This window comes from Microvirga calopogonii, from assembly GCF_003347665.1.
GTDB classification, from domain to species: Bacteria; Pseudomonadota; Alphaproteobacteria; order Rhizobiales; family Beijerinckiaceae; genus Microvirga; species Microvirga calopogonii.
Window position 1 is genome coordinate 168550 of the sequence record NZ_QDGA01000002.1, and the last position, 26125, is coordinate 194674.

The 26125-nt window shown below is 65.6% G+C and carries 29 protein-coding genes and 1 tRNA gene; 12 read left to right on the forward strand and 18 right to left on the reverse strand.

Features of this window, described 5'->3' with window-relative positions:
- Positions 1-113 precede the first annotated feature (113 nt).
- From sdhA to sdhC, 3 genes are read right to left on the reverse strand one after another with little or no spacing between them, the layout of a single operon-like run.
- Positions 114-1937, reverse strand: a complete 1824-nt coding sequence (sdhA, locus tag DDF70_RS03310) for a succinate dehydrogenase flavoprotein subunit (RefSeq protein ID WP_114943443.1) — start codon at positions 1935-1937, stop codon at positions 114-116.
- An 11-nt stretch (positions 1938-1948) separates the two neighbouring features.
- Positions 1949-2368 carry a succinate dehydrogenase, hydrophobic membrane anchor protein gene (gene sdhD / locus DDF70_RS03315; protein WP_009493500.1) on the reverse strand — a complete coding sequence of 140 codons (420 nt, stop codon included), beginning with the start codon at positions 2366-2368 and terminating at the stop codon, positions 1949-1951.
- A gap of 12 nt (positions 2369-2380) precedes the next feature.
- Complete coding sequence (gene sdhC, locus DDF70_RS03320) at positions 2381-2776, reverse strand: succinate dehydrogenase, cytochrome b556 subunit (protein WP_009493502.1); 396 nt, start codon at positions 2774-2776, stop codon at positions 2381-2383.
- 200 nt (positions 2777-2976) lie between these two features.
- Between sdhC and DDF70_RS03325 the strand changes: the two genes are divergently transcribed.
- Positions 2977-3864: a LysR family transcriptional regulator gene (locus tag DDF70_RS03325; protein WP_114943444.1), complete on the forward strand. Its 888-nt coding sequence runs from the start codon at positions 2977-2979 to the stop codon at positions 3862-3864.
- A gap of 135 nt (positions 3865-3999) precedes the next feature.
- Positions 4000-4674, forward strand: coding sequence for a hypothetical protein (locus DDF70_RS03330; RefSeq protein ID WP_114943445.1), 675 nt, complete (start codon positions 4000-4002; stop codon positions 4672-4674).
- 154 nt (positions 4675-4828) lie between these two features.
- On the opposite strand, the gene purH is transcribed toward DDF70_RS03330, so the two are convergent.
- Both purH and DDF70_RS03340 read right to left on the reverse strand, forming a co-directional pair.
- Positions 4829-6421 (reverse strand): bifunctional phosphoribosylaminoimidazolecarboxamide formyltransferase/IMP cyclohydrolase, encoded by a 1593-nt coding sequence (gene purH, locus DDF70_RS03335; protein WP_114943446.1) that lies wholly within the window; start codon positions 6419-6421, stop codon positions 4829-4831.
- 86 nt (positions 6422-6507) lie between these two features.
- A complete protein-coding gene (locus DDF70_RS03340; protein WP_114943447.1) occupies positions 6508-7326 on the reverse strand; it encodes a class I SAM-dependent methyltransferase in 819 nt (272 codons plus the stop codon).
- A gap of 196 nt (positions 7327-7522) precedes the next feature.
- On the opposite strand from DDF70_RS03340, the gene DDF70_RS03345 reads away from it, so the two are divergent.
- The gene (locus DDF70_RS03345; protein ID WP_114943632.1) at positions 7523-7972 is read left to right on the forward strand and encodes a cupin domain-containing protein; all 450 of its coding nucleotides are present in this window, start codon (positions 7523-7525) and stop codon (positions 7970-7972) included.
- A gap of 4 nt (positions 7973-7976) precedes the next feature.
- Here the strand turns inward: DDF70_RS03345 and DDF70_RS03350 are convergent, their stop codons facing one another.
- The 3 genes from DDF70_RS03350 to htpX all read right to left on the reverse strand — a co-directional run bounded on the left by DDF70_RS03350 (position 7977) and on the right by htpX (position 12098).
- Positions 7977-9734 (reverse strand): heparinase II/III family protein, encoded by a 1758-nt coding sequence (locus tag DDF70_RS03350; protein WP_114943448.1) that lies wholly within the window; start codon positions 9732-9734, stop codon positions 7977-7979.
- Between the two features lie 86 nt (positions 9735-9820).
- On the reverse strand, positions 9821-11143 hold the full coding sequence (gene rsmB, locus DDF70_RS03355; RefSeq protein ID WP_281024335.1) for a 16S rRNA (cytosine(967)-C(5))-methyltransferase RsmB: 1323 nt from the start codon (positions 11141-11143) through the stop codon (positions 9821-9823).
- Between the two features lie 4 nt (positions 11144-11147).
- On the reverse strand, positions 11148-12098 hold the full coding sequence (gene htpX, locus DDF70_RS03360; protein WP_114943449.1) for a zinc metalloprotease HtpX: 951 nt from the start codon (positions 12096-12098) through the stop codon (positions 11148-11150).
- Between the two features lie 99 nt (positions 12099-12197).
- On the opposite strand from htpX, the gene DDF70_RS03365 reads away from it, so the two are divergent.
- The 6 genes from DDF70_RS03365 (at position 12198) to DDF70_RS03390 (ending at position 15888) form a co-directional block, all read left to right on the forward strand.
- A complete protein-coding gene (locus DDF70_RS03365; protein WP_114943450.1) occupies positions 12198-12428 on the forward strand; it encodes a DUF1674 domain-containing protein in 231 nt (76 codons plus the stop codon).
- A gap of 67 nt (positions 12429-12495) precedes the next feature.
- On the forward strand, positions 12496-12741 hold the full coding sequence (locus DDF70_RS03370; protein WP_114943451.1) for a type II toxin-antitoxin system CcdA family antitoxin: 246 nt from the start codon (positions 12496-12498) through the stop codon (positions 12739-12741).
- Positions 12741-13040, forward strand: a complete 300-nt coding sequence (locus tag DDF70_RS03375) for a CcdB family protein (RefSeq protein ID WP_114943452.1) — start codon at positions 12741-12743, stop codon at positions 13038-13040. The genes DDF70_RS03370 and DDF70_RS03375 overlap by 1 nt, the downstream gene beginning before the upstream one ends.
- Before the next feature lie 128 nt (positions 13041-13168).
- Positions 13169-13630 (forward strand): carboxymuconolactone decarboxylase family protein, encoded by a 462-nt coding sequence (locus DDF70_RS03380; RefSeq protein WP_114943453.1) that lies wholly within the window; start codon positions 13169-13171, stop codon positions 13628-13630.
- Positions 13617-14495, forward strand: coding sequence for a sigma-70 family RNA polymerase sigma factor (locus DDF70_RS03385; protein WP_114943454.1), 879 nt, complete (start codon positions 13617-13619; stop codon positions 14493-14495). Before DDF70_RS03380 ends, DDF70_RS03385 begins: the two co-directional genes overlap by 14 nt.
- Before the next feature lie 82 nt (positions 14496-14577).
- Positions 14578-15888 carry a class I SAM-dependent methyltransferase gene (locus DDF70_RS03390; RefSeq protein ID WP_114943455.1) on the forward strand — a complete coding sequence of 437 codons (1311 nt, stop codon included), beginning with the start codon at positions 14578-14580 and terminating at the stop codon, positions 15886-15888.
- 184 nt (positions 15889-16072) lie between these two features.
- Here the strand turns inward: DDF70_RS03390 and folD are convergent, their stop codons facing one another.
- The 3 genes from folD to DDF70_RS03405 are packed head-to-tail and all read right to left on the reverse strand — an operon-like array spanning position 16073 to position 17596.
- Positions 16073-16978, reverse strand: a complete 906-nt coding sequence (gene folD / locus DDF70_RS03395) for a bifunctional methylenetetrahydrofolate dehydrogenase/methenyltetrahydrofolate cyclohydrolase FolD (protein ID WP_114943456.1) — start codon at positions 16976-16978, stop codon at positions 16073-16075.
- Positions 16975-17292, reverse strand: a complete 318-nt coding sequence (locus DDF70_RS03400) for a DUF167 family protein (RefSeq protein WP_114943457.1) — start codon at positions 17290-17292, stop codon at positions 16975-16977. The genes folD and DDF70_RS03400 overlap by 4 nt, the downstream gene beginning before the upstream one ends.
- A gap of 13 nt (positions 17293-17305) precedes the next feature.
- Positions 17306-17596, reverse strand: a complete 291-nt coding sequence (locus tag DDF70_RS03405) for a YggT family protein (RefSeq protein WP_009493530.1) — start codon at positions 17594-17596, stop codon at positions 17306-17308.
- Between the two features lie 182 nt (positions 17597-17778).
- Between DDF70_RS03405 and DDF70_RS03410 the strand changes: the two genes are divergently transcribed.
- Positions 17779-17854, forward strand: a tRNA-Ala gene (locus DDF70_RS03410).
- Between the two features lie 436 nt (positions 17855-18290).
- On the opposite strand, the gene DDF70_RS03415 is transcribed toward DDF70_RS03410, so the two are convergent.
- Positions 18291-18599, reverse strand: a complete 309-nt coding sequence (locus tag DDF70_RS03415; protein WP_114943458.1) for a hypothetical protein — start codon at positions 18597-18599, stop codon at positions 18291-18293.
- A gap of 325 nt (positions 18600-18924) precedes the next feature.
- Between DDF70_RS03415 and DDF70_RS03420 the strand changes: the two genes are divergently transcribed.
- Positions 18925-19659, forward strand: coding sequence for a hypothetical protein (locus DDF70_RS03420; RefSeq protein WP_114943459.1), 735 nt, complete (start codon positions 18925-18927; stop codon positions 19657-19659).
- A gap of 74 nt (positions 19660-19733) precedes the next feature.
- On the opposite strand, the gene DDF70_RS03425 is transcribed toward DDF70_RS03420, so the two are convergent.
- Complete coding sequence (locus DDF70_RS03425) at positions 19734-20021, reverse strand: hypothetical protein (protein ID WP_114943460.1); 288 nt, start codon at positions 20019-20021, stop codon at positions 19734-19736.
- Positions 20022-20222: 201 nt separating this feature from the next.
- Positions 20223-20795 carry a PRC-barrel domain-containing protein gene (locus DDF70_RS03430; protein WP_114943461.1) on the reverse strand — a complete coding sequence of 191 codons (573 nt, stop codon included), beginning with the start codon at positions 20793-20795 and terminating at the stop codon, positions 20223-20225.
- A 254-nt stretch (positions 20796-21049) separates the two neighbouring features.
- Here DDF70_RS03430 and DDF70_RS03435 point away from each other — a divergent pair, with 254 nt between their 5' ends.
- Positions 21050-21310, forward strand: a complete 261-nt coding sequence (locus tag DDF70_RS03435) for a hypothetical protein (protein ID WP_114943462.1) — start codon at positions 21050-21052, stop codon at positions 21308-21310.
- A 39-nt stretch (positions 21311-21349) separates the two neighbouring features.
- Here the strand turns inward: DDF70_RS03435 and DDF70_RS03440 are convergent, their stop codons facing one another.
- The 4 genes from DDF70_RS03440 to DDF70_RS03455 all read right to left on the reverse strand — a co-directional run bounded on the left by DDF70_RS03440 (position 21350) and on the right by DDF70_RS03455 (position 26120).
- Positions 21350-21688: a hypothetical protein gene (locus DDF70_RS03440; protein ID WP_114943463.1), complete on the reverse strand. Its 339-nt coding sequence runs from the start codon at positions 21686-21688 to the stop codon at positions 21350-21352.
- A 387-nt stretch (positions 21689-22075) separates the two neighbouring features.
- Positions 22076-22474, reverse strand: a complete 399-nt coding sequence (locus DDF70_RS03445; RefSeq protein ID WP_425374047.1) for a YbaN family protein — start codon at positions 22472-22474, stop codon at positions 22076-22078.
- A 62-nt stretch (positions 22475-22536) separates the two neighbouring features.
- The gene (locus DDF70_RS03450) at positions 22537-23835 is read right to left on the reverse strand and encodes an amidase (protein WP_114943464.1); all 1299 of its coding nucleotides are present in this window, start codon (positions 23833-23835) and stop codon (positions 22537-22539) included.
- Positions 23836-24005: 170 nt separating this feature from the next.
- Positions 24006-26120 carry a sensor histidine kinase gene (locus DDF70_RS03455; RefSeq protein WP_162820199.1) on the reverse strand — a complete coding sequence of 705 codons (2115 nt, stop codon included), beginning with the start codon at positions 26118-26120 and terminating at the stop codon, positions 24006-24008.
- Positions 26121-26125: the final 5 nt, after the last annotated feature.

The following is a 26125-nucleotide window of genomic DNA, read 5'->3' on the forward strand; positions in this document are numbered from 1 at the left end:
CCTTGCCTCTACTTCGTCATGCCCGGCCTCGTGCCGGGTATCCACGCCTTTGCTCCGTGTCGGCGTGAGAAGACGTGGATGGCCGGGACAAGCCCGGCCATGACGGGTGTTGGTTAGTACACGCGAGCCTTGGGCTCGATGTACTGGATGTCGTTCGACATGGTGTAGGTGTGCACCGGGCGGTAATCGAGCGTCACCTTGTGGGAGGTGTCGTCGAGCCACGCGAGCGTGTGCTTCATCCAGTTCTTGTCGTCGCGCTCGGTGAAGTCCTCGCGGGCATGGGCGCCGCGGGATTCCTGACGGTTCGCCGCGCCTTCCATGGTGACGACGGCCTGTCCGATCAGGTTGTCGAACTCCAGCGTCTCGAGAAGGTCGGTGTTCCAGATCAGCGAGCGGTCCGTGACCTTGATGTCGGCGGAGGCGCTCCACACGTCGTGGATGAGCTTCCGGCCCTCTTCCAGAACCTCGCCGGTGCGGAACACCGCGCAGTTGTTCTGCATGGTCTTCTGCATCTGGAGGCGCAGCTCCGCAGTCGGGGTCGAGCCGTTGGCGTAGCGGAACTTGTCGAGACGCGAGAGCGCGAGCTCGTCGGCGTTCTTCGGCAGGTCCGCATGACGGGCGTTCGGCTCCAGGATCTCGGCGCAGCGCAGGCCGGCCGCGCGGCCGAACACCACGAGGTCGATGAGCGAGTTCGAGCCGAGGCGGTTCGCGCCGTGCACGGACACGCAGGCCGCTTCGCCGAGCGCCATCAGGCCCGGCACCACCGTGTCCGGGTTGCCGTTCTTCAGGGTCAGCACTTCGCCGTGATAGTTCGTCGGGATGCCGCCCATGTTGTAGTGCACGGTCGGTAGGACCGGGATCGGCTCCTTCGTCACGTCGACGCCCGCGAAGATCTTGGCGCTTTCCGAGATACCGGGCAGGCGCTCGTGCAGAATCTTTGGGTCGAGGTGGTCGAGGTGGAGATAGATGTGGTCCTTGTTCTTGCCGACGCCGCGTCCGGCGCGGATTTCCATGGTCATGGCGCGCGAGACCACGTCACGGGAGGCAAGGTCCTTGGCGGACGGCGCATAGCGCTCCATGAAGCGCTCGCCTTCCGAGTTGGTGAGGTAACCGCCCTCGCCGCGCGCGCCCTCGGTGATGAGGCAGCCCGAACCATAGATGCCGGTCGGGTGGAACTGCACGAACTCCATGTCCTGCAGCGGCAGGCCTGCGCGCAGCACCATGGCGTTGCCGTCGCCCGTGCAGGTATGGGCCGAAGTCGCCGAGAAATAGGCGCGTCCGTAGCCGCCGGTGGCGAGGATCGTCATATGGGCGCGGAAGCGGTGGATCTCGCCGGTGGACTGGTTGAGGGCCACGACGCCGACGCAGCGGCCGTCGGAATCCATCATCAGGTCGAGGGCGAAATACTCGATGAAGAAGTTGGTCTGGTTCTTCACCGCCTGGCCGTAGAGGGTGTGCAGGATCGCGTGGCCCGTGCGGTCGGCGGCCGCGCAGGTGCGCTGCGCGGTGCCCTTGCCGAAATCGGTCGTCATGCCGCCGAAGGGACGCTGGTAGATCTTGCCCTCGGCCGTGCGGGAGAAGGGAACGCCCCAGTGCTCCAGCTCGTAGACGGCGGCGGGCGCGTTGCGCACGAGATACTCGATGGCGTCCTGGTCGCCGAGCCAGTCCGAACCCTTCACGGTGTCGTACATGTGCCAGCGCCAATCGTCCGGCCCCATGTTGCCCAGCGACGCGGAGATGCCGCCCTGCGCCGCCACCGTGTGCGAGCGGGTCGGGAACACCTTGGTGATGCAGGCGGTGCGCAGGCCGGCCTGCGAGCAGCCGACGGTGGCGCGAAGACCCGCGCCGCCCGCGCCCACGATCACGACGTCGAAGGTGTGGTCGATGATGGTATAGGCCTTGCCGTTGACGGCGGCGCCGTTCGTTGCTTGAGCCATGTGTGAATTCCTTAAAGCAAGATGCGGCCGAGGCTGACCTTGAGAATGGCATAGAGGCAGGCCACCCCGACGATCACGGCGTAGAAATTGTTCGCGATCACGGCCGCGATCTTCGGGCCCTTGTCGTGGACGTAATCCTCGATGACGATCTGCATGCCGAGCCGCATGTGGTTCACGACCGAGATCACCGCGAGGATCAGGATGATCGCCACCAGCGGGTGCGAGATGACCGCGATGGCCTCCTGGTAGGACGGGGAATGCGCCAGCGCCGCGACGATGATCACGAAGGAGATGATGAGGGGCACGTTCGACACCGCCGTGACGCGGTGGAGCCACCAATGCTCGACCCCGTGCCCGGAGGCGCCGAGGCCCTTCACGCGGGCGAGCGGGGTGCGCATGGAAACGCGGGTATCAGCCCTGTTGTCGGCCATGGATCCTGCTCCTTAGAAGGCGATGAAGGCGACGACCCAGATCGCGAGCGTGAGCGCGACCGAGCCGACGAGGGTGAAGCGGGCCATGTTGATGCGCTGCTCCGGCTCCATGCCGTAGCCGAAATCCCACACCAGGTGGCGCACGCCGCCGAGCATGTGGTGCATCAGGATCCAGGTGTAGACGAACAGGATCAGGTAGCCGAGCGGCGAGCCGAAGAACCATTGAACGGCGTTAAAAGCCGACGGCCCGGAGGCCAGGGCCACGAGCCAGATGGCGAACAGGGCGATGCCGCCATAGAGCGCGATGCCCGTGATGCGGTGGGCGACGGACATCGCCATCGTCCAGCTCCACCGGTAAATCTGAAGATGCGGGGACAGGGGCCGCGGGGCCACTTTCGCCTCAGCCATGGTGTTCACTCCTGATCAGCGGTATCGGCCGCCCGTAGTTTGGAATGGTTCGTAACGGAAGCGCGGCAACACCGCAATGCGCCTTCCGCCGGACACGCGGCAGGAGGCACACTTCGTCAGCCGCGAAGTTTGCTACAGGGTCGCTTATCGCACAATTTTTAATTATTCTTATCTCCCTTCGCGGTTGACGAAGGAAACCTATGCAATTCGATCTGACGGACCTGAGCCTCTTCCGCCATGTGGTCGAGGCGGGCAGCATTACCCACGGGGCCGAGCGGGCCCATCTGGCGCTGGCGGCGGCGAGCACCCGCATCCGCAACATGGAAAAGTCCCTCGGTGCCCCCCTTCTCCTGCGAACCCGCGCGGGGGTGACCCCGACGCCTGCCGGACGGACCCTGCTCCAGCATGCTCGCGCCCTTCTCGCCCAGGCCGAGCGCCTGCGCGAGGACCTGGGCACCTATACGGGCGGGCTGACGGGCCAGATCCGGATCCTCTCCAACACCAACGCGCTCACGGAGTTCCTGCCGGAGGCGCTCGGCACCTTCCTGGCCGAGCATCCGCATGTCTCCATCGACTTGGAAGAGCGACTGAGCGACGAGATCGTCGGCCTGATCGCGGAAGGGGTCGGCGATCTCGGCATCGTGGCCGGCACGGTCGATACGGGCCGGTTGGAAACCTACCCGTTCCGGAGCGACCGCTTCGTGCTCGTGGTGCCGAAGGGCCATCCCCTCGCTTCCCGCGCCAGCATCCCGTTCGCCGAGGTGCTGGAGCACGATTTCGTCGGCCTCGATCGGGCGAGCGCCCTCCAGCGTTTCCTCGCCAGCAAGGCGACCCGGATCGGCAAGCCGATCCGGCTCAGGGTGCAGCTGCGCAGCTTCGACGCCGTCTGCCGCATGGTGGAAGCAGGCGTCGGACTCGGCATCGTGCCTGAAACCACCGCCCGCCGCGCCGCCCGCACCACGGCCATCGTGCCGGTCGAGCTGGAGGATTCGTGGGCCGCCCGCGACCTCACCCTCTGCATCCGCTCCCTGAAGGATCTCCCGCCCTCCGCGCGGCAACTGGTGGAGCATCTGCGCAAGGAGGCCTGACCGGCGTCCCATCCGCAATGGTCCTCCCCTGCCCTCAAAACGCCGTGAGCAGGGAATGATTCTCCTGTCAGGATTGTCTCTGGAACCGTCCGTCTCGAACAAGGGCGGTCCTCAATCCACCACGGAGGAAAAACGATGCACACCATGAATGGCGGTTGGCTCATCGCCGCAATCGGGCTGTTTGCCCTCGCTCCCACGGGTGCCGCTCAGGCACAGAGCGCCCAGGACACCACGTTCTTCGTCACCAGCGTGGGTTCCGGCAAGGGCGCGGATCTGGGCGGGCTCGAAGGAGCGGACCGGCATTGCCAGTCCCTGGCCGAAGCCGCCGGCATTCGCGGGAAGATCTGGCGGGCCTATCTGTCGACGCAAAGCTCGGGCGGCGGCACGGTCGTCAACGCGAGGGATCGGATCGGGCGCGGCCCCTGGCAGAACGCCAAGGGCGTCGTAATCGCCAAGGATGTGGCGGACTTGCATGGCGCCAGCAACAATCTCACCAAGCAGACGGCCCTGACCGAGAAGGGCGAGCCTGTGAAGGGACGCGGCGACCAGCCGAACGAGCACGACATGCTGACCGGCTCGCAGCCCGACGGCACGGCCTTTTCCGGCAACCAGGACATGACCTGCGGCAACTGGACGAAGAGCGGCACGGAAGGAGCCGCGATGCTCGGGCACCACGACCGCACGGGCCTTGACGAGTCGCCGCCGGCGAAGTCCTGGAATTCGTCCCATGCCTCACGGGGCGGCTGCAGCCAGGACGCCCTGAAGAGCACCGGCGGGGCTGGGCTCTTTTACTGCTTCGCGGCGAACTGAACGGACGGATAGGCTTTCGCTCCCGAAAGCGGACCCGCTTTCGGGAGCAATTTGTTAGAGCATCGGACGTGGAATCGAACTCACATCCGATGCTCTAAGTCTTTGTTCTCGCATCTTTACAGGCAGAACCGGTTCCCACTTCTGCGTCCGATGCTCAGTGCCGGAAATGCCGGTAGCCGGTGAACACCATGGCGAGGCCGGCCTCGTCGGCGGCCTTGATCACCTCGTCGTCGCGCATGGAACCGCCGGGCTGGATCACCGCGGTGGCGCCCGCTTCAGCCGCAGCGAGGAGGCCGTCCGCGAAGGGAAAGAAGGCGTCGGAGGCGACGACCGAGCCCTTGGCGAGGGTCTCAGGGAGACCTGCGGCCTTTGCCGCCTCGGCGGCCTTCCAGGCGGCGATGCGCGAGGAATCGACACGGCTCATCTGGCCGGCGCCGACGCCGACCGTCGCGAGGTCCTTGGCGTAGACGATGGCGTTCGACTTCACGTGCTTGGCGACCCGGAAGGCGAAGCGCAGGTCTTCCAGCTCCCGGTCGGTAGGCGCACGCTTCGTCACCACCTTCAGGTCCATGGCCTCGACCACCGCATTGTCCCGGTTCTGGGCTAGGAAGCCGCCCGCCACCGTGCGGAGCGTCAGGCCTTCGGCGCGGGGATCGGGCAGGCTGCCGGCCAGCAGCAGGCGCAGGTTCTTCTTGGCGGCCACGATCGCAATCGCCTCCTCGGTCGCGTCGGGCGCGATGATCACCTCGGTGAAGATCTCGGTGATGGCCTTCGCCGCCTCCGCATCGAGCGGCCGGTTCATGGCCACGATGCCGCCGAAGGCCGAGACCGGATCGCAGCGAAGCGCCTTCTCATAGGCTTCGCGCAGGGTCGTGCCCTCGGCGACGCCGCAAGGGTTGGCGTGCTTGACGATCACGATGGCGGCAGAGCGCTCAGGAAGGAACTCGGCCACGGCCTCATAGGCCGCATCGGTGTCGTTGATGTTGTTGTAGGAGAGCTGCTTGCCCTGCACCTGGCGGGCAGTGGCGACGCCGGGGCGCTGTTCGGGTGTGCGGTAGAAGGCGGCGCTCTGGTGCGGGTTCTCGCCGTAGCGCAGGACCTCCGCGATGGAGCCGCCGAGCGCCCGGAAGGGCGGGGTCTCGTCGCCGAGCTCCGTGGCGAACCAGTTGGAGATCGCCGCATCGTAGGCGGCCGTGCGGGCATAGGCCTTCTGGGCGAGGCGGCGGCGCAGGGTGTACGTGACCGAGCCCTCATGCTGGGCGAGATCGTCGAGGACGGAGGCGTAATCGGCGCCGTCCACCACCACGGCCACGTCGCCGTGGTTCTTGGCCGCCGCACGGATCATGGCCGGCCCGCCGATGTCGATGTTCTCGATGCAGTCGTCATAGGGCTTGCCGGCCGCGACCGTGGCCTCGAACGGATAGAGGTTCACCACCAAAAGGTCGATGGGCTGGATGCCGTGGGCGAGCATGGCCGCCTGGTGCTCGGGGTTCTCACGGATGCCGAGCAGGCCGCCATGGACCGACGGGTGCAGGGTCTTCACGCGCCCGTCCATCATCTCGGGAAAGCCCGTGAGCTCGCTCACGTCCTTCACGGGCAGGCCCGCCTCGCTCAGGGCCTTATGCGTGCCGCCGGTGGACACCAGCTCGATGCCGCGCTCGGAGAGCGCGCGGGCGAAGTCCACGAGACCCGTCTTGTCGGATACGGAAAGCAGAGCACGGGACACGCGCTTGAGGTCGCTCGGCATGGCGGCCGCTCCATTCAAGGAAAAAGATGCGGGCGCGATACCACGGCTGCCTAAGGATGGGAACCTGCGGCACCCGCATGGCCGCCTTACCGCCGATGCCACGCCTCCGGCACGGTGCCGCGACAGGCCAGGGCCACGGCCGCGAAGGATCGTGGGCCATCCGGCTCACCCGCCTCGTAGGCGGCGCGCAGCGCACGCTCGAAAGCCGTGCGTTTGTCGTCGTCGAGGCCGGTCACGTATTTTCCGAGCGGCGACTCGCCAGCCGCGATGGGATGCCAGAAATCCTCGAAGTTCTGAAAGTCCATGCGGATCATGAGCGGGATCTCGGCCACGTCGACGAGGCCGATCTTGGTCCAGAGTTCTTTCATCTGGCCGGGCCTCGTCAGCGGCTTGAAATAGTTCTCGCTGCGGATCGCCGCCGCGGAAGGATCCACGGCGGCCGCGGTGTCCCAGAACATGCGTTGAACCGGCATGCCGCCGTAGCTGTCCCAGACGGTGGCGGCCACGACCCCGCCGGGCCGCGTCACCCGGCTCATCTCGCGCAGGGCCTGTTCCGATTCCGGGACGAAATGGAGAACCAGGAGAGCGAGCGTCCGGTCGAACACGCCGTCCTCGAAGGCAAGGTCGCAGACATCCCCCTGGGCGATGCCGATCCGTGGGTCGGTGTTCCGCGCCCGCGCGGCTGCCACATAGACGTCGGAATAATCGACCGCATCGATACGGGCCACATCCGCGACCTGCGGCAGGGTGAAGGTCAGGCTGCCCGTGCCGCACCCGACATCGAGCACCCGCTCGCCCGATTCCAATCCGGCGAAATCAAGGAACGGCTTGGCTAGCTTCCGGCTCCAGCGGCCCATGAGCTGTTCGTAAGAATCGGCACTCTTCGCATGGAACTTGGAGGACATGGTCGGCGCCCATCGCAACGAGGGATCGGAACGCAACGCTGCCGGATCATATCAGATCGGGGCACCGTGGGATCAGCGCTCTTTCGAAGGTGTTCCGACGCCGGGTTGATCTTACCCCGGATGACCATTTGCGCGCGGAAAGGCGGTCCGGTCATGTTGCCGGGCAATGGCCGTCATGCGCAGACAGAGGACAACGATGAGCGATCTCGAGAAGGGCATCACGCGGGCAGGCGAAGGATATCAGGGCAAGTCCTGGAACATCCTGGGCCAGCTCTATTTCCCGAAGGCCTCCTGCGGTTCGAGCTTCGCGTTCGAGACCAACAGCGATCCGGGGCAATATGTGCCGGTCCACATCCATCCGACGCAGGACGAGTTCATTCTGGTGCTCGAAGGCGAGCTCGATCTGAAGCTCGACGGCGTCTGGAGCAAGGCGCGGGTGGGCGATCTCGTGCGCATGCCGCGGGGCGTTCCGCACGGTTATTTCAACAAATCGGACAAACCGGCTCGTGCGCTGTTCTGGGTTTCGCCCGCGGGCAGGCTTGAGTCCCTGTTCGACGCCTTGCACGACCTGAACGACATCCCGCGCGTGCTGCAGCTCTCCGCCGAGCACGAGGTCGACTTCCTGCCGCCCGAGGCGAACGAGTGAAGGATCAGATCAGCTCCGGCCCGGGCTCGGCCGACTGCTCTGCGCTGTAGCTGCGGGCCAGGCGCTCGAAGCGCCAGCGCACGGAGGGCATTTCGCCGGGGCGGACGGTGAGCACGATCTGCTCCGTGCGGCGCATGCCCTCGGCGGTGGCGAGGAACACGCTGTCCTCCAGTTCCGCCTCGACCGGCGCGGCCGAGAACTGCCAGGCCTCGCGGTTGGGCAGCACCAGCATCACCACGCGGCCGTTCTGCGCGCGGCTCGCCCTGATGCCGGGCGCCAGATGGAAGCGGATCACGGCCTGCGCAGTCCCGGCGCTGCCGCCTTCGCTCCAGAAATTATCCTCGCCCTCCAGCACGTTGCCCTTGGGCGCGAGCTGCCAGCGCCGCTCGTGGGTGATGCCGAAGCGCGCCTTGTAGCCGTCGTGGCTGGCGCCGAGGATCTGGACGTGCTCGCGCTCAGCGCGCTCCGCATTCACCCGCTCGGGCCCGTTGAGGACCACGGGGCCGATGCGGCGCAGGATCCAGGCGGACATCCGGCGCTGCAGCCAGTTGCCCTTCTTGTCGACGATCTGGCACGACGAGATGTCGTCGATGGAGGCGGTGGAATGCGCCACCGTCGAACGCGAAGCCTGGATGATCGGATCGCCCGCGATGTAAGGCGTCCCGCAATTGACCACGATGCGCTGCGCGGCGCTCGAGAACTCGAAGGACAGGCAGCCGGCGCCCGCATCCTGCGAAAGAGCGCGCGGCGGCGGGGCACCCACGTCGGCGACGACCAGGGTGCGCCCGGCCTCCAGCCGCTCGTAGCCCGAATGCGGCGCGTGATGGATCGGCTGGCTGCGCATGTCGTCATAGGTGAGAAGCGTCGCCAGATGGTCGGCGGCCGTCACGCCCATGCCGTTGAAGTGGGAGAGCGTGCCGTCCCCGTGCCGGAACAGGCGCACCATCGGGAGCATCCGGTCGACGGCGTGGAGCAGGGCGTCGGGCGTATCGACCTCGCGGCTGGCGAACATCTGGCGCAAGGGGAGAAGATCGAACAGGAGATCGACCATGATGCGCGGGTTGCGGCTCACATGCCCGCCATCGGCCAGGATCTGCCGTTCGAGTTCGCGGGCGAGCAGGCGGCTTGCGCGGCGCAGATTCCGGTCGAGGCCCTCGCAGCACAGGCCCGCGTAGCAGAGTGCGACGGCCGCCATGAGCTGCGGAAACGGCAGCGCGCCCGCGCGGACCTGTCGCTCCAGGGTGCGGACATGCTGGCCGATCAGCTTCAGGAAGCGCTGGTAGAAGGCGTGGTCGGCACCCTCCAGGATCAGCGGCGACTGGCTGATGAAGGACATGAGCCGGCGCGCCGTGATCTCCGTGCTGCAGGCAATGCGCTTGTCCCCGAGCTTGGAGGTGACGAACTCGTCCACCAGGGAGCGGGCATTGGCCTGGGCGAGCGCCGTGCCGGCCGCCCGCAGGTGGCGCAGCCAGCCGAAGCCGTAGAGCGCCTGAGCCCAAGCGCGGCTCGGCGGCGCGAACGCGAAGGGCGAGCGCCCGCTGGTGGTGATGGCGCGGCCGGAAAAGGCGAAGAAACCGGAATAGATGTCGGTCGCGATCGTGGGATCGGCCGTGCGCAGGTCCTGCGGGGCGAAGAGCAGGCGCGTGGGCACGGGCGCGCTGGAGAGCCTCGACAGGCCCCAGACCGCGCTTTCACGCACGGCACGGCCTGCCTCGCGAAGGCTAAGCCTGTACAATCGCCAGCCATCCGGCCCGAAATCCACCCGTGGCGCTCCCCTTGTTCGCTCAAATCTCAGCCAACTTAGGTGAGGAGTTCCTGCTGACCGGTTAACAACAGGTAAGGGATCGTTCACCTTGTTGACGATCCCTTGTGCACAAACCGTGCGACAAAGAAGCCGTCGAGGCCGCTGCGATCATGCTCCGGCAGCACCAGATGGCTCGGCAGGGTACGAAGGTCGCCCTGCGGCGTGATGCACTCCGCCAGTCCGCCGATCTCGTCGGGCGCAATCGGCTTGCGGGTGAATTCGGGATGGCGGGCGAGGAAGGCTTCCGCCTGCCGCTCGCCTTCCTCGGCTTCCAGCGAGCAGGTGCAATAGACCAGCCGTCCGCCGGGTTTGAGCAGGTTCGCCGCCTTGTCGAGCAGGCGGGCCTGAAGTCCCGAGAGCTTGCGGATATCCTCCTCGCTCTTGGTCCAGGCGACATCCGGATGGCGGCGGATCGTGCCGGTGGCCGAGCACGGGGCATCGAGCAGGATGGCGTCGAAGGGCTCCGCATCGAGCTTTTCCGCATCGAGCGCGCGCGTCTCCGCCTTGAGGTGCAGGCGGGCCAGATTCTCCTCCAGGCGCTGCAGCCGCTTGGCCGAGCGGTCGACGGCGAGCACCTCGGCGCCGGCGGCGGCCAGTTGGGCGGTCTTGCCCCCGGGCGCGGCGCAGAGATCGGCGATGCGCTCGCCGGGCTGCGCCTGGAGCAGGCGGGCCGGGAGGGCGGCGGCGGCATCCTGCACCCACCATTCGCCTTCCTCGAAGCCGGGCAACTCGCGGATGGCAGTGCGTTCCATCAGGCGGATGCTGCCGGTGGGGAGGAGAACGCCGCCGAGACGTTCGGCCCAGGCTTCCGGCTCGCCCTTCACCGTCAGGTCCACGGAGGCCAGCGACCGGTGCGCTTCGGCGATTTTCGTCGCCAGCGGCTCGCCGTATTGCGCGATCCAGCGCTCCTCGAGCCAGGTCGGCGTGTCGAGCCAGGGGTCGTTCTCATCGAGGATCTGCTCGCGCTCGCGGGCGACGCGGCGCAGGACGGCATTGATGAAGCCGCCGGCGTGATGGAGCTTGGGATCGGCCTGGGCGAGTTCGACGGCGCTGTCGACGGCCGCATGGTCCGGCACGTCGAGGAACAGGATCTGCGCCGCCCCGATGGCGAGGAGATGCATCAGGCGCTCGTCCTTGGGCGGCTTGTTGAGCCGCTCGCTTAAGGCACGCCCGAGGGTGCCGAGGCGCCGGAAGGTCACGATGGCGATGGCGCGGGCGAGCGCCTCGTCGCGGCCGGAGAGGTTTTCCGCCCGCGACAACTCCTCCATGACGTCGTCGAGCGGCACGCGCCGCTTCAGGGTCTCCGTCACGGCCATCCAGGCCAGGCGGCGGGGTCCGAGCCCCGCCTGTTCGTCCGCTTGATTCAAAACACTATCCCCAAGGCCCGCGGCGTCTGCCGGCCGGGCCGCCGCCAGGCCCCCTGACGGAACCCCACGGACTCGATGAACTCTGCGCGAAGAAGCCGGGCGGCTCTGCCGACGCGCCCATCTCCTGCGCCAAAGCGCGCAGGGCCGCAATCCGGTTTTCCGTCGCGGGATGGGTCGAGAACAGGTTGTCCACCCCCTGGCCCGAAAGCGGGTTGATGATGAAGAGCGAGGCGGTGGCGGGACGGCGCTCCGCGTCGGGGTTGGGGATATGCGCCACGCCGCCCGCGATGCGGGCCAGCGCCGATGCGAGCGACAGCGGCTGACCTGAGATCTCGGCGCCCATCCGGTCCGCATCGTATTCCCGCGAGCGGCTGATCGCCATCTGGATGATCATGGCGGCCAGCGGTGCGAGCAGCGCGGTGCCGATCATCACGATCGGGTTCGGCCGGTTCTCGCCCCGGCCGCCGAAGAGGAAGCCGAATTGCGCCAGGGTCGCGATGGCGCCGGCGATGGTCGCGCTCACGGTCATGATGAGCGTGTCGCGGTTCTTGATATGGGCAAGCTCGTGCGCCATCACGCCCGCAACCTCGTCATGGGACAGCATGTCGAGGAGGCCCGTGGTGGCGGCGACCGCCGCGTTCTCCGGGTTGCGCCCGGTGGCGAAGGCGTTGGGCTGCGGGTTGTCGATGAGGTAGACCCGCGGCATGGGCAGGCCGGCGCGCTGGCTGAGATCACGTACCATATGGACGAGTTCCGGCGCCGTGCGCTCGTCGACCTCGACGGCGTGATGGGCCGCGAGCGCCAGCCGGTCCGAGTTCCAATAGGCGAAGAGGTTGGTCGCCAAGCCGAAACCCAGCGCGATCATCATACCGGTGCCGCCGCCCAGGAAATAGCCGACGACGCCGAACAGGGCCATCAGGCCCGCCAGCAGCATTCCGGTCTTGACGGTGTTCATCGCGGTCTCCACCTCGTGGTCAACGCATATCGATCCTTTGACCCTATGTGGGAACGGTCCAGCTCCCTCCCAAGAGGAAGATCTGGCATAAGGCCTCTCATGAGCACGAACGACAATACCCCTCCCGCCGGCCCCATCGAGGGCGCCGCCCCCGGCAAACCCCTGTCGCCCGCCGCCCAGCGGGCCCTGGAGGAAGCCGCCCAGCGCCGTCTCGAAATCGACGCCCGCGCGGCCGAGATCGCCCGGCAGAAGGAGCTTCAGGGCCGCGGCGGCCTCGAACCCGTCCGCTACGAGGACTGGGAAGTGAAGGGCATCGCGAGCGACTTCTAAACCGTTGGCTTTACGCCAGCTATATATGCGCATAACGTATGTGCATATATTGTCCGGAGGCCTTAATATGCCCAAGCGCGCTGCAGCCGCGCGAGACCGGCGCCCAACCAATGTCACGCTTCCGGTCGAACTCGTGGCCGAGGCGAAAGCCTTGAACATCAATGTGTCCCAGGCCTGCGAGAGCGGTTTGGCCCAATCGGTGTCGGAGGCTCGAAAGGCCCGCTGGCTGGAGGACAACAAGGACGCCATCGACTCCTACAACGGGATGATCGAAAGGGACGGATTGCCCCTGGACGAGTTCCGGCAGTTCTGATGGGGCAATTCGATGTTTACGCCGGTGTCGGCCGCTCGAACCGAATCGTGGTCGATCTGCAATCTGGTATCCTGGCGCCCATCGCCACCCGCATCGTCGCACCGCTCTTCCCAAAGGGCGAGGCGCCGGTTCTCACCGAACTGACCCCGCTGGTGCGCCTCGATGGACGTGATCTCGTCGTGATGATCCCGCTCATGGCCTCTATCCCGGTCCGTGAGCTGCAGCACCCGGTCGGCTCCCTCGCGGCCGATCAGGACGCCATCAAGCGGGCGCTCGATGTCCTGTTCCTCGGCTTTTAGAAGTGCTCAGAGGGCTGTCAGCCTCACTCCGGTTCCAAACAGCTGAAAAAGTTTCAGCTCCATGTCACATTCGGCATCGCCGCCTCGTCATAGCGTCGTGAGCAACACGAGATACGAGGACCAAGACGATGAAAGCCCGGTTGATTCCCTTCGAAGTCGCCCCCGGCTCCCTGAAGCCGATGGTGGAGCTGGAAAAGACCCTGAAGAACAGCGGGCTGGAGCACAGCCTGATCGAGCTGGTGAAGACCCGCGCCTCGCAGATCAACGGCTGCGCGTACTGCATCCACATGCACACCAAGGATGCCCGCGCCAATGGCGAGACGGAGGAACGGCTCTATCTCCTCAACGCCTGGCGGGAATCGCCGCTCTATAATGAGCGGGAACGGGCGGCGCTCGCCTGGACGGAGGCCCTGACCCTGGTGGCCGAGACCCATGCTCCCGATGAGGATTATGAGGAACTCAGTAAGCGCTTCACCCCCGCCGAGCAGGTCAACCTGACCCTGCTGATCGGCGCCATCAATGCCTGGAACCGCCTGGCCATCGGCTTCCGGTCCATCCACCCGGTCGAGGCGAGCCGTGCTGCCGCCTGACGGCGACGCGGCGGACCGGTTCCAGCCCCTCAGGCCGGGGCTGGTCCGCCTGGCCTACCGCATGCTCGGCTCCATCGCGGAGGCCGAGGACGTGGTGCAGGAGGCCTATATCCGATGGCACCAGACGGACCGGTCCACGATCCGCGAGCCGGGCGCCTTCCTGTCCAGGACAGTCACGCGCCTGTGCCTCGACATCCTCAAATCGGCGCGGGTCAGGCGCGAGACCTATATCGGGCCCTGGCTGCCCGAGCCGGTCCTGGAGACGGCAGGGGACGAGGACATGAGCGAGGACCTGTCCCTGACCCTGATGATGGCCCTGGAGCGGCTCTCGCCGCTGGAACGCGCGGCCTTCCTTCTGCACGACGTCTTCGGCCTCGGCTTCGACGAGGTCGCCGCGACCCTGGATCGGGATCCGGCGGCCTGCCGCCAGTTGGCGGCGCGAGCGCGCAAGAACGTGCGTGCAGACCGGCCGCGTTATCCTATCGACCGGGAAGAAGGCGAGCGGATGACCGATGCCTTCTTCGCCGCCTCGCGCAGCGGCGACCTGGCGGCGTTGCAACATCTCCTGGCGGAGAACGTCGTGGCCTATACGGATGGCGGCGGCATCCGGAACGCGGCCCTCAACCCGCTTTTCGGCTTCCGCAGGGTGTCGGGCCTCTTCATGGGCGTGGCGCGCAAGGACGAAGGCCGGTTGCCCCCGGTTGTCTACAAGGGCCTGATCAACGGATTGCCCGGCTTCGTCACGCTCGAGAAGGACGGCATCGTGCAGACTACGACCATCGATATCGAGGATGGCCGCATCGTCGGGGTCTATATCGTCCGGAACCCTGAGAAACTCAGGCACCTGTCCGACCTCGCGCATTAAGCGTTGAAGGAGCATCGATAGGCGAAAGCACCGGTTGTTCCGACGCCGGCCTCCCGCTACCTTGCCTCAAAAGGGAGGGCTCATGGCTGGGGCGAGCGAGACCGCACGACTGGAAATGTTCCGGGATTTGCTGGGCGATGCGCATCGCGCGCTCGATCTCCAGTTCGGCTTCGAGCTGTGGGACGGCTCGACGATCCCGGCGGATCTGCCGTCCTATGCCATGCGGCTCGTCATCCGGCGCGAGAGCGTGATCGCCGCTCTCCTGCGCCGCCCGAACCTCGACACGGCGCTCAACGCCTATGTTGCGGGCCTGCTTGATCTGAAGAACGGCACCATCTTCGATCTCGCCGCCCAGCGCCCGCAGAAGGCTGGCCGGCGCCTGAAGACCTTGAGCAAGCTCAAGGCACTCAAAACCGCCTACCACTTCCTGCGCGCGCCCGCCGACATGCCGCGCCCCCTCGCCCGCGTCGAGGACAAGCCGGAGGCCCGGGACGGGAAGCCCCAGACCAACAAGCAGAACGTCGCCTACCATTACGACGTGTCGAACGCGTTCTACGAACTCTTCCTCGATCCGGAGATGGTCTATACCTGCGCGTATTTCCAGCCGGACTGGCACGATGATCTCGCCCGCGCGCAGCGGGACAAGCTCGACATGATCTGCCGCAAGCTGCGGCTGAAACCCGGCGAGCGCCTGCTCGACATCGGCTGCGGCTGGGGAGCGCTCATCTGCCATGCGGCGCAGCATTACGGCGTGAAGGCGACCGGCGTGACGCTCGCCGAGGAGCAGGCCGCCCTGGCGCGGGCGAAGGTGCAGCGCTTAGGCCTGCAGGACCGGGTCGAGGTGCTGGTGAAGGACTTCACCCAGATGGACGGCGAGTTCGACAAGATCTCCTCCATCGGCATGTTCGAGCATGTGGGGATCAAGAACCATCCGGCCTATTTCAGTGCCGTGCATCGCCTGCTCAGGCCGCGCGGGCTCTATCTGCATCACACCATCGCCAGACGGGCGAAGAAGAGCGACAAGGCGTTCCGGAAGCTCAAGCCCGAATACAAGGCGCTCACCCGCTACATCTTCCCCGGCGGCGAGCTCGATCACCTGGGCATGTCGGTCGCCAATCTCGAACGCCACGGCTTCGAGGTGCACGACGTGGAGGCCTGGCGCGAGCATTACCGGCGCACGACGCGTCTGTGGTGGGAAAACCTCAACGCCCGCCGCGCCGAGGCCGAGGCGCTCGTGGGGCCGGAAAAAACCCGCATGTGGCTGCTCTACCTCGCCGGCTGCTCCCTCGCCTTCGAGCGCGCGGCCGTGGGCGTGAACCAGACGCTCGTGTCCAAGCGCACCCGCGGCCCGTCGGGCCTGCCGCCGTCGCGGGTGGATTTGTATCGGGCATAGCGGGCACCAAACCCTGCCCTCGTCCTGACAACGCGCTGCCTGCCCCTCTCACGTCATCACCGGCCTTGTGCCGGTGATCCCGATGGATTGAACCGTTGTGCTTTTCGGATCGGGATGGCCGGGACAAGCCCGGCCATGACGCTAGCAAGCCCGCCGCAGAACTGAACGCCCGAAGGCGCCTCGCTCAAGAACTGGCGAAATCCACCGCCGGCATCGCGAGCCCCCGCCGAAGGCAGGCGGCCTCGAGGGTGTTGCGCAACAGGCAGGCGATGGTCATGGGGCCGACGCCGCCCGGCACCGGCGTAATGGCGGACGCGACATTGGACGCCTCCGCATAAGCCACGTCGCCGACCACCTTGGTCCTGCCCTCGCCGGCGGTCGGGTTCGGCACCCGGTTGATGCCCACGTCGATCACGATGGCGCCGGGCTTGATCCAGTCGCCGCGCACCATTTCGGGACGGCCGACGGCGGCCACGAGGAGATCGGCGTTGCGGCAGACCTGCGGGAGATCGCGGGTCTTCGAATGCGCCACCGTGACCGTGCAGCTCTGGGCGATGAGGAGCTGCGCCATCGGCTTGCCGACGATGTTGGAGCGCCCGAGCACCACCGCGTTGAGGCCGGACAGGTCGCGCCGCACCGATTGCGCGAGCAGCAGGCAGCCGAGCGGCGTGCAGGAGACGAGGCCCGGCACGCCGGTCATCAGGCGCCCGGCATTGATGGGATGGAAGCCGTCCACGTCCTTGGCCGGATCGATGGCCTCGAGCACCTTCTGCGCATCGATCTGCTTCGGCAGAGGCAGCTGCACAAGGATGCCGTCCACCGCCGGATCGGCATTGAGCCGGGCGACGAGGTCGAGCAATTCCGCCTCGCTGGTGGAGGCCGGCAGCTTGTGCTCGAAGGAGCGCATGCCGACCTCGACGGTCTGGCGCGCCTTGTTCTTCACGTAGAGTTGGCTCGCCGGATCCTCGCCGACGATGACCACCGCGAGGCCGGGCGTGACGCCCTGCCCGGCCAGGGCTCCGACCGCCCCGGCAATGCGGGACCGCAATCCCTCCGCATAGGCTTTTCCGTCGATGATGGTGGCGCTCATGAATCGGTCCGTCCTGTCAGTGCGGCAAGGGCGGCGGCCAGCGCCTCCCCCTCGCCCGAGATCGAAAACGTTTTCAGCCGCGCGGTGGCTCCCGCCTCGAGGCTCACCGCCGAGGCCGGAACCTTCAGGGCCTTGGCCAGCAGGCGCCGGACACCCTCGTTGGCGGCCCCATCCTCCGGCACGGCCCTGACCCGGACCTTCAGCACCGGCCTACCGTCCGACAGGATCTCGACCCCGTCGATGGCATCCCGCCCGCCCCGGGGCGTCACGCGCACCCGGATGTCGAGGCCATCGGGGCGGATGCTCCAGGCCAAGCTCGGCTCCTTTTTAGAAGGCGATCGGCATCAGGTAGTCGACGATCAGGTTCTGGATGAAAATGATCAACAGGATCAGGATGATGGGCGAAATATCGACGCCCCCGAGATTGGGCAGGATGTTCCGGATCGGCCTCAGGGCCGGCTCGGTCACGGCATCGAGGAAATTCCAGATCGAACGGACCACATCGTTGCGGGTGTTGACCACATTGAAGGCCACCAGCCAGCTCAGGATCGCCGAGGCAACGATGAGATAGGTATAGAGCTGCAGGGCCAGCAGAATGACGTTGAGGAGCGCGCGCATGGGAAACCTGTCGGGGGATCGGCTTCGTTCATGTAACGTTTGAAGCGGAGCTGAACAACCCATAACCGCTTAGGCCGGTTGCGGCCCCGTCGGAAGCCCGTCTCCCGCCCCCGCACGGGCCGATTGACAGACCGAAGCCCAGGGGCCTAAAACGTCCGGCACTTGGCTCGATTCAATCGACCGGGGCTGTAGCTCAGATGGGAGAGCGCTGCAATCGCACTGCAGAGGTCAGGGGTTCGAATCCCCTCAGCTCCACCAAGTCCCTCAGCTTGGCGATCGATGATGTTTCCTGTCCGATCCAAGCTTTCCCGACTGCCGAGAATACAAATTCCTCACTGCTGGATGGGAATGGCCTGTTCGCGTGACCATCCCTCAAGATGATTCAAGACGCGGCTGCTCTTTCGGTCCAACTCCCGCAAGCGCCAGTAAGCCGATATGGAAGACTTCAGGGCGCTATCATGGCGGCAGCCACGATGGTTGCCGCATAGGTCGATACGGTGATGAACGGGACCAGCACCGTCGCAACCATGACGAGGCCCAGAGACGTCTTGAGGATTTGCATAACGAGGCTCCTTTGGGATTCGGACTCAAGACTGACCCCAGAAGCCTAATCTGCGGTTAACCTTGAGATTGGAATCAGGCGACCTCGTCGCTGGGATGTCGGCGCCGCTTCTGAACAAAGCGATCAGCCGCCTCACGCTCCCCGGCTCTCCAGATAGACCTTTGCGGCCTTGATGGCGGCGTCGCATTGGGTCGAAGTGCCGCCGAGGATCTGTTCGGGCGCGGTGCGGCCAGTCCAGACGTCGAACGTGGTCGTGACGACCCAGAGCGGGTCGGCGAGCGCCCGGTCGGCCAGCTTCGGCAGGGAAGCCTCGGCGCAGGTTCGCACATCGGCGATGACCGCCTGAGGCGCGCGGATCCGAGCCAGACGTTCGTTCATCTCCGCCTGGAGCGGATCGACGATCAGCACGCTGACGACGGAAGACAGGAGTTCTTGAAGCATTCTCAACCTCTGAGCCGGCGGTCGGATCGGAAGAGATCCGACATCACGCAAGGGCCGGCACGGCTCGCGTCAGAGGGGCCCGGATCGGGGTCGTCTCAGGATTTAAGCATGGCGGGTCACGGTTCAAGGCTGCGCCGGCCGGGCCCGTGCCTGCCGGAACCGATGCATCGAAGCCGTCGCGTCTCGATAATCCTTCCAGAAGACAAAATTCCCCTGCGACCAAAGGTACTTACCCGTTCGGGCGACGGAGCCTCAAAGTTGCCTGGATTGGCCTTGTATGACCCGAATACGTCTAAAACGATTTGCGGATCGGATCATCAGCCTCATGAGCAGCCCGCCTCAGCGTCGAAGTGATTTCACCTTCCCCTGGTCCGTCGATCACCAACCGCAAAACCGCCTCATCGAAAAACTCGAGCAGTTCCAGACGCTGAGCCTTCTGCGCTGGCGCTTCCTCGAAGCGTGCCGGCAGGCGGCGCGCCCGAGGCTCGTCCAGGCCCGCGCCGTGCTCGACCAGACCGTTCTCGCCACGGCTCTGATCGTCGTGCCCAAGGTTTTGGCCGGGTGGGATGCGCTGCGACCCAGGCTGGTCTCCCACTCACAGGCGCTTCTGCCTTTCCTGCCGATCCCCAGCGAAGCCGAGGAGGCGTTGGCGGCCGATCCGGCCTGGGAGCTTCTCGCCGAGTTCCAGGCGCTCGCCTCCGACCAGCAGGACAAGGCGGCCCGCAACCTCGCGCTCCTCTGGGATCACTTCGAACACCTGTTCGGCGGCTTGAGCGGCTTTCTGGCGGAGCCGGCCGTCGAGCGATCCGTTTACCTCGACAAGCTCATGACGGCCTCGCGGCGGATGAAGCTGGCCCGCGGGTCCGAGGTTGCCTTCCACTATGTCACGGTCGAGCTGATGCGGCTCTACGTCTCCTACCTGCAGGAAGGACGGTCGGACCGGGCCGCGCTGACGCTGGCTTCCAACGTCGTGGCCCTGATCAGCCGAGGGCGCATGGTGACGCCGTCGATCACATCCGAGGTGGAGTTGGACCGGACGGCGCGCGCGGAGGCGGCCTAGCTCCGGCATCGGATGACGCAAAAAGTCCGGGAGGCTTGACCCTTCCCGGACCTTCAAGGAAGCAATTGCTGGACTTAGCGGCAGCGGCGAATGCGGCGGGTGACGGTATCGCCGTCGTCGTTTTCCTCGCGAATCACCACGGTCCGGCAACGGTCGATGCTGCCGGTCGAGAGGTCGTCGCGGTCATAGACGCGGCGGCGCTCGATATAGCGGCGCTCGTAGCGGTCGCGGTCCGGTCCGACGCGGACGTTCGGGCCGTCGGGGCCGATGCCGAACTGTACTTGAGCCATGGAAGGCGTCGAGACGACGGCACTCGAACCGATCAAAGCAGCCGCCAGGAGCCAAGCTGACTTCTTCATCATTCCATCTCCACGTTACTATCGTGGAGGACAAACGCGTTACTTCGATTTACGTTTCATGAAATGGATTCGTCGAGGCCTCATCCTAATTGGACATGGCAAAACCAAGGCACCTCGAAAAACAACTACGATCAACGATCATCATCACGGACGAATACGCGTGTCCACCGCGGCGGCCAGGCAAGCCTTCCGGTTTGCCTGACCTCAAATCGGCCCCCTCGGGATGTCGTGCCAGTAGTCCCGCAATTCCTGCTCGCGCCTGCGGTCGGGCCAGACCTGATCGTCGCCATAGAAGGCGGGGGCGCCCTGGACCTGGGCCTCGGTCACATCGGTGCGGTAGCCTTCGAGTTCCTTGTCGTAGGCCAGCTTGTCCCACGGAATCGTGTGGTGATGCACGCCGATGCCCAGGAAGCCCCCGAAGGTCATGTCGACATAGAGGACCTTTCCGCTCACCTTCTCGATCAGCAGCCGCTTGATCGTGCCGATCTGCGTACCCTGCGGGTCGTAGACCGCCGTGCCTTCCACGCGGTCGCTCTCGATCACCGGGTGCCAGGCTGCCGTCCTGTTGATCGGTCCCCAGAGATAGAAGCCGTTCTCGATGATCCCGGCGGCCACGACCGCCCGGCTCACGTCGAGCGTCCATTCATCGTCGGGGCCGATCTGCCGGTCGAGCACCCAGGGGCCCTGGTCGGCGGGCAAGGTCTCGCCTGCCTCGTTGTCCGCGAAGCCGCGCAGCTCGGGCGTCGTTCTGGACTGGAACACGTAATACGTTCTCATGGGTGCCTCCCATCGGACAGGTTTCGCTACGCATCCCTTCCCTCATGGCGCGTGGTCGCACACGAGGCGATTTCAGGTTCAACCTCAAGGTCTTGAGCCCAGTTCCTCGCACCTGCAAAAATCCCGGCCGAGTGCACCCCTTTTGCCGCGCGCTTTACGGCGTTGGAGGGCTGGTCTTTCGGTGGTAGGCTCGTGTTTCCAAGCAAGACGCGCTTCGGAGTTCAGGGAAAGAACCAGCGGTGGCAGACTTGGCAATGTCTTTGCTCGTCGTTCTGGCCGGCGCCGTCGGGATGCTCCTGCTGCTGCTCACATGGTTTGGCGGCAGAACCATCACGCCGGAGATCGAGGACGATCTCGACCCCATTCTGGGCGCGCGGGATCCCGTGGCGATCTACGAGTCCCATGGCCCCTTCATCCCCATGCCGGCCCATCTGAAAACCAATGATCAGATGGTGGAATGGATGACCAAGGAGCTCCCCCGGCTTACGGCGGAAATCGCGAATCCGCGCGCGTGACGTCGTGCATGCGTCCGTGTCCGGGAATCCGGAAAATCGTCAGTCGCAGCGGCGAACCCGCCGTGTGACGGAGCGGCCCCAATCGTCCTCTTCGCGAATGATGATGTTGCGGCAGCGGCGCTCATAACCATCGTAACGGCGCTCGTCACGCAGCGCATCGCGGCGTCCCTCCTCATAGGCGCGCGCGCGTTCCTGCTCTCGACGCTCGCGCCAGCGCTCGCGACGTTCGTAACGCTCCTGCTCGGGATCGCGCACGCCGATCTGCGGACGACCGTCAGGCCCGATGCCGAACTGGAACTGAGGCTGGGCCGAGGAGGGCAAAGCACCGAAAAGGCTTGGGCCCATTGCAGCAAGGGCCAACACGATAATTTTGCGCATCAGACAAAATCCTATTCAACAATCGCATTCCAACGCCCGCTTATAAACGCGGTTCCAAGCGGGAAACTGTATGTCTGACGGCAATTGCTTGATGAAAACGGAAGAAGCGACAGAATTTCAGGGGAACATCAAAGCTGAAGCCAGCACGCTGACAGCATAGGCCAGCGCGATCAGAAGCGGAGCGAGCATTGCGGCGGACGCGAGCAGAAATACTGACAGGCTGAGGCTGCGCATGAGGAGGCTCCTTCAATCATGACGCTTGCAGCCTAACCGGAACCTGGGCCGCAACATGGCACAACCTTGGCCAAACATAAGAAGCTTTGCATTGATGAAGCTCTTATATAGCCTTGCAGTTCAAAGAAATTCTATGGAAGCCGTCGCGAGAACCTATCGATCAGGAGCATCCGTCAACAGGACGTCCGCGCTGTCACGCGGCGTCGGCCGTGTCGCGATGTAAAGGGCGACGCTGCCCATGATGGCTGCGAGAACAACCGGCAGGATGCGACCTTCCGCCAGCCACAGGATCAACGCATAGGACAGGGCAAGGGTCGCGAGGGCATAGATCTTGGCGTGGCGCGGAATCGCCCTTTGATCGCGCCATGTGGTCAGAAGCGGGCCGAAGCGAGGATGGTTGTAAAGCTTGTCGGCCAAAGCGGGATTCGAGCGGGCGAAGCACCAGACCGCCAGGAGAACGAACGGCGTCGTCGGCAAGAGCGGCAGAAAGATGCCCAGGATGCCGAGCGCCAGACTTGCATAGCCGAGACCAAGGAAGAAGGGACGCATCATCGTGTCTCTCGCCGGACGGATCGGAACGGGCATAACGCGCCGTGCTCCCGTTTCGTGCCCCCTCACGATCCTTGCGCCAGCAGCGTTTCGATGCTCGCGGCAATCTCCAGAAGCCGCCGGTCGTGACCACGACGCGCCACCAGCATGAGACCGACGGGCCGCTCCGTACCGGGGATCGGCAGGGAAATGCCGGTGAGATCGAACTGGTTGCCGAACATGGTGTTGCGCAGGATCAGCCAGTCGGTCTTATTGTAGAGCTTGTCGTCGGATTCCAGCGGGGCGATCAGCGGCGCCGAAATGGCGGTGGTCGGCAGCACCAGCACGTCGAGAGGAGACAACCGCTCGTCCATCGCAGCGACGAGGGCATGCCTGCGGCGCAGCATGCGGATGTAGATCGGCGCCGGCACGGTGCTGCTGCGCGCGATCCACCAATGGACGCGCGGGTCGATCTCGGCGACCTTGGATTCGAGCCAATCCGCATGCACTTCAGAGGCTTCGATGGACGCAATGGACGCCGTGACGGTGGTGTCCGCCATGGCTTCGAGCAGATCCTCGATGCCGTGATCCACGATCCGCGCACCGGCCCCGGACAGACGCTTCAACGACGTCTCGAAGGCCTGCTCCACCAAGGATTCCGTCTGCGCGAACAGGCGCCCGCGCGGCACGCCGATCCGCAGGCCAGCCAGGGCACGCTCTTTCAACGGGCGCGGCTCCTCGCCCGCCATGACGGCATCTGCGTATGCGCAGTCCTGCACGTTGCGTGCCAGCGGCCCGATGGAATCGAGGCTGGGCGCAAGCGGAAACGCGCCGTCGAGCGGGACGCGGTGCGCGGTCGGCTTGAAGCCGACGACGCCGTTGAGGGCCGCCGGAATACGCACGGAGCCGCCGGTGTCGCTGCCGATGGAAATCTCGCTCGTGCCCTCCGCCACCGACACGCCCGCTCCCGAGGATGAGCCGCCCGGAATGCGCAAGGGATCCGTCGCGTTGCCGGGCGTGCCGTAATGCGGGTTGAGGCCCAGGCCCGAGAAGGCGAACTCGACCATGTTGGTTTTGCCCAGGATGACGGCACCCGCCTGGCGCAGACGGCGCACGATCGCGGCATCCTTGTCGGCGGGGGCTGCATCGCGCAGGGCAATCGAACCCGCAAGCGTCGTCTCGCCCGCCACGTCGAACAGATCCTTGATCGACACGATGGTACCATCGAGCGGGCCGAGCGTGAGACCCGCGCGACGACGCGCATCGGCGGCATCGGCGGCAATGCGCGCGGCATCGTCGTAGACGCGCAGAAACACCCGCTCGTCGGCCTTGCGTCCGGCAAAGCGCGCCAGAATGGTTTCGAGCTTGTCTCGGGTCGTCGTCATGAGGGCACCGGATGAGAGGACTTTGAGAGTGTCATCCGAAATGACACTTTAGCGCTCCGCTGTCATCCCCGGCGGTCCGCAGGACCGGGAAGGGGATCCACGATCAAGCGAGCCGCTATGGATTCCCTTCCCCTCCGCTGACGCTCCGGCCGGGAATGACACTCACCACGTCACGATGCATAGCGCTGCTGGGTCTCGGCAGCGCCGCTCTGATCCGATGCCATGGTCGAGATCGGGAAGGTGATGACGCAGCGGACGCCTGCGGGCGCGAAATCGAGCTTGATCTCGCCTCCCAGCTGCTGCGCGAGACCGCGCTGGATCAGCTTGGAGCCGAAGCCCTGGCGCTCGGGCTTGTTGACCGGCGGGCCGCCGCTTTCGACCCATTCCACGAGAAGCGCGGGCTGACCGCTCCCCGACGTGACGGCCCACATCACGTGCACCTTGCCCTCCGCAGCCGAGAGAGAGCCGTATTTGACGGCGTTCGTCGCCAGTTCGTGAACGGCAAGTCCCAGGGCGAGAACGGCTCCGGGCTGCAGATTGATGCGCGGGCCGCGCAGGCGAATGCGCTGCCGTATGCCGTCCTGATAAGGCTCCAGCTCGTTCTTCAGCACGTCTTCCAGAAGCGCGCCCTGCCATTGGGTGGCCGTGAGGAGATCGTGGGTCTTGGCCATCCCGTGCAGCCGATCCATGAAGGCGTTCCATGCGGCGGGATCGGTGTTGTCGCCCGATCGTCTGGTCAGGGATGCGATCGACTGAACGGTCGCCAGCGTATTCTTGACGCGGTGATTGAGCTCGTGCAGCAGAAGCGCCTGCCGGTCTTCGGCGAGCCGGCGCTCGGTGATGTCCTGCGACACGCCGACCATGGACGGATGCCCGTCGGGACCGCTTCTCATCCGGCCGCTCACGCGGATCCAATGTTCGCTGCCGTCGGGCCAGATCACGCGATATTCCGCCTGAAGATCGGTACGGCCCGCCAACGCCAGCGCGACGGACTCCTTCTGCAAGGCGCGGTCGTCGGGATGGATCTGGGCGATGAGATCCGCATAGGTGACCGGCTCGTCTGCTCCACGCCCGAAATGGGCGCGGCACGTGGGTGTTGTCGTCAGAGCGCCCGTGGCGGGTGTGTATTCCCAGGAACCGAGATGGCCCGCATTGAGCGCCAGGCGCAGGCGCGCCTCGCTCTCGGCCATGTGGGCGAGAACCTCCTCCCGCTCCCGCTCATGGTGGCGGATGCCGGCGGCCGCCTCGACGAGCGCCCTCTTGATCGTGTCGAATTCCAGAACACGCGTGCTGGCCCGGTCAGAAACCTCACCTCCGCGGCCGAGGGTCTGGGCCGCAGCCACGAGCTGGTCGACCGGCTTGGAGATGGCGCGCGACAGCAGAACTGCCAGAAGGATGCCGCCGAGGATGACCGCTCCGAGGACCGTGAGCCAGAAGAGAGACCGCTGGGCTGATTTCGCCAGCTCCGTTTCCGGGATGCTGATGACGAAGGACCAGCCATAGGTCGGCGACTGGCTGAAATAGGTGCGCACGGGAATGCCATCGAGCGTCACGCTCTGGAGAAGCCCTTCCTGCGCGCTCGCGAGAGCCTCCTGGACGTTGGGGCTTGCAAGCTGCCCGACGAAGCGCTCCGGCGACCGGGAGCGCGCCACGAGCCTCCGGCTTCGGTCGAGCACCGCGGCGTTCCAGCCGTCGGCAATTCTTTGGTCGCGAATGATCCCTTGAAAAACGTCCGGCGTGATCGCGAGCGACAGGATGTAGGCGACTCGTTCGTCGATGATGACGGGAGCATCGATGGTGATCAGGCGCTGGCCCGTCAGCGAGCCCACATAGAGGTCGGACACATAAGGCTTGCGGGTTTCCTGCACACGCTGCAGCGCATCCATGCGATTGCTGTTTGGCAGCTTCACGCCGTAAGGCACACGGGTGTTGAAGATCACGCGGCCGCTGGGTTCGAACAGAGCGATCCAGGAAGGCTCCTCGAGCCCACTGGTTTTAGCACGGTCGTAAAACTCCTCGAAATCTCCCCGGGCGAGGCTGGACGAATGTGCCAGGACCTGCAGCGCCAAGACCGATTTCTCGATTTCGCGATCGAGCAACAGACTCAAGGCGCGGGCGGTCTCCTGCATGCGCAGATCGGTGGCCTGCTGCTCGGCGCGATAGCCTGAATAGAGACCCGCCGCCGCCACGAGAATGGTCGGCAGGGCGAGAACCAGGACCAGTCCCCACAGCACCTGCCGCAACGAGGTCCGGGCGCCCTGGGACAGGCTTCTGATCGCTCGCACGGAGT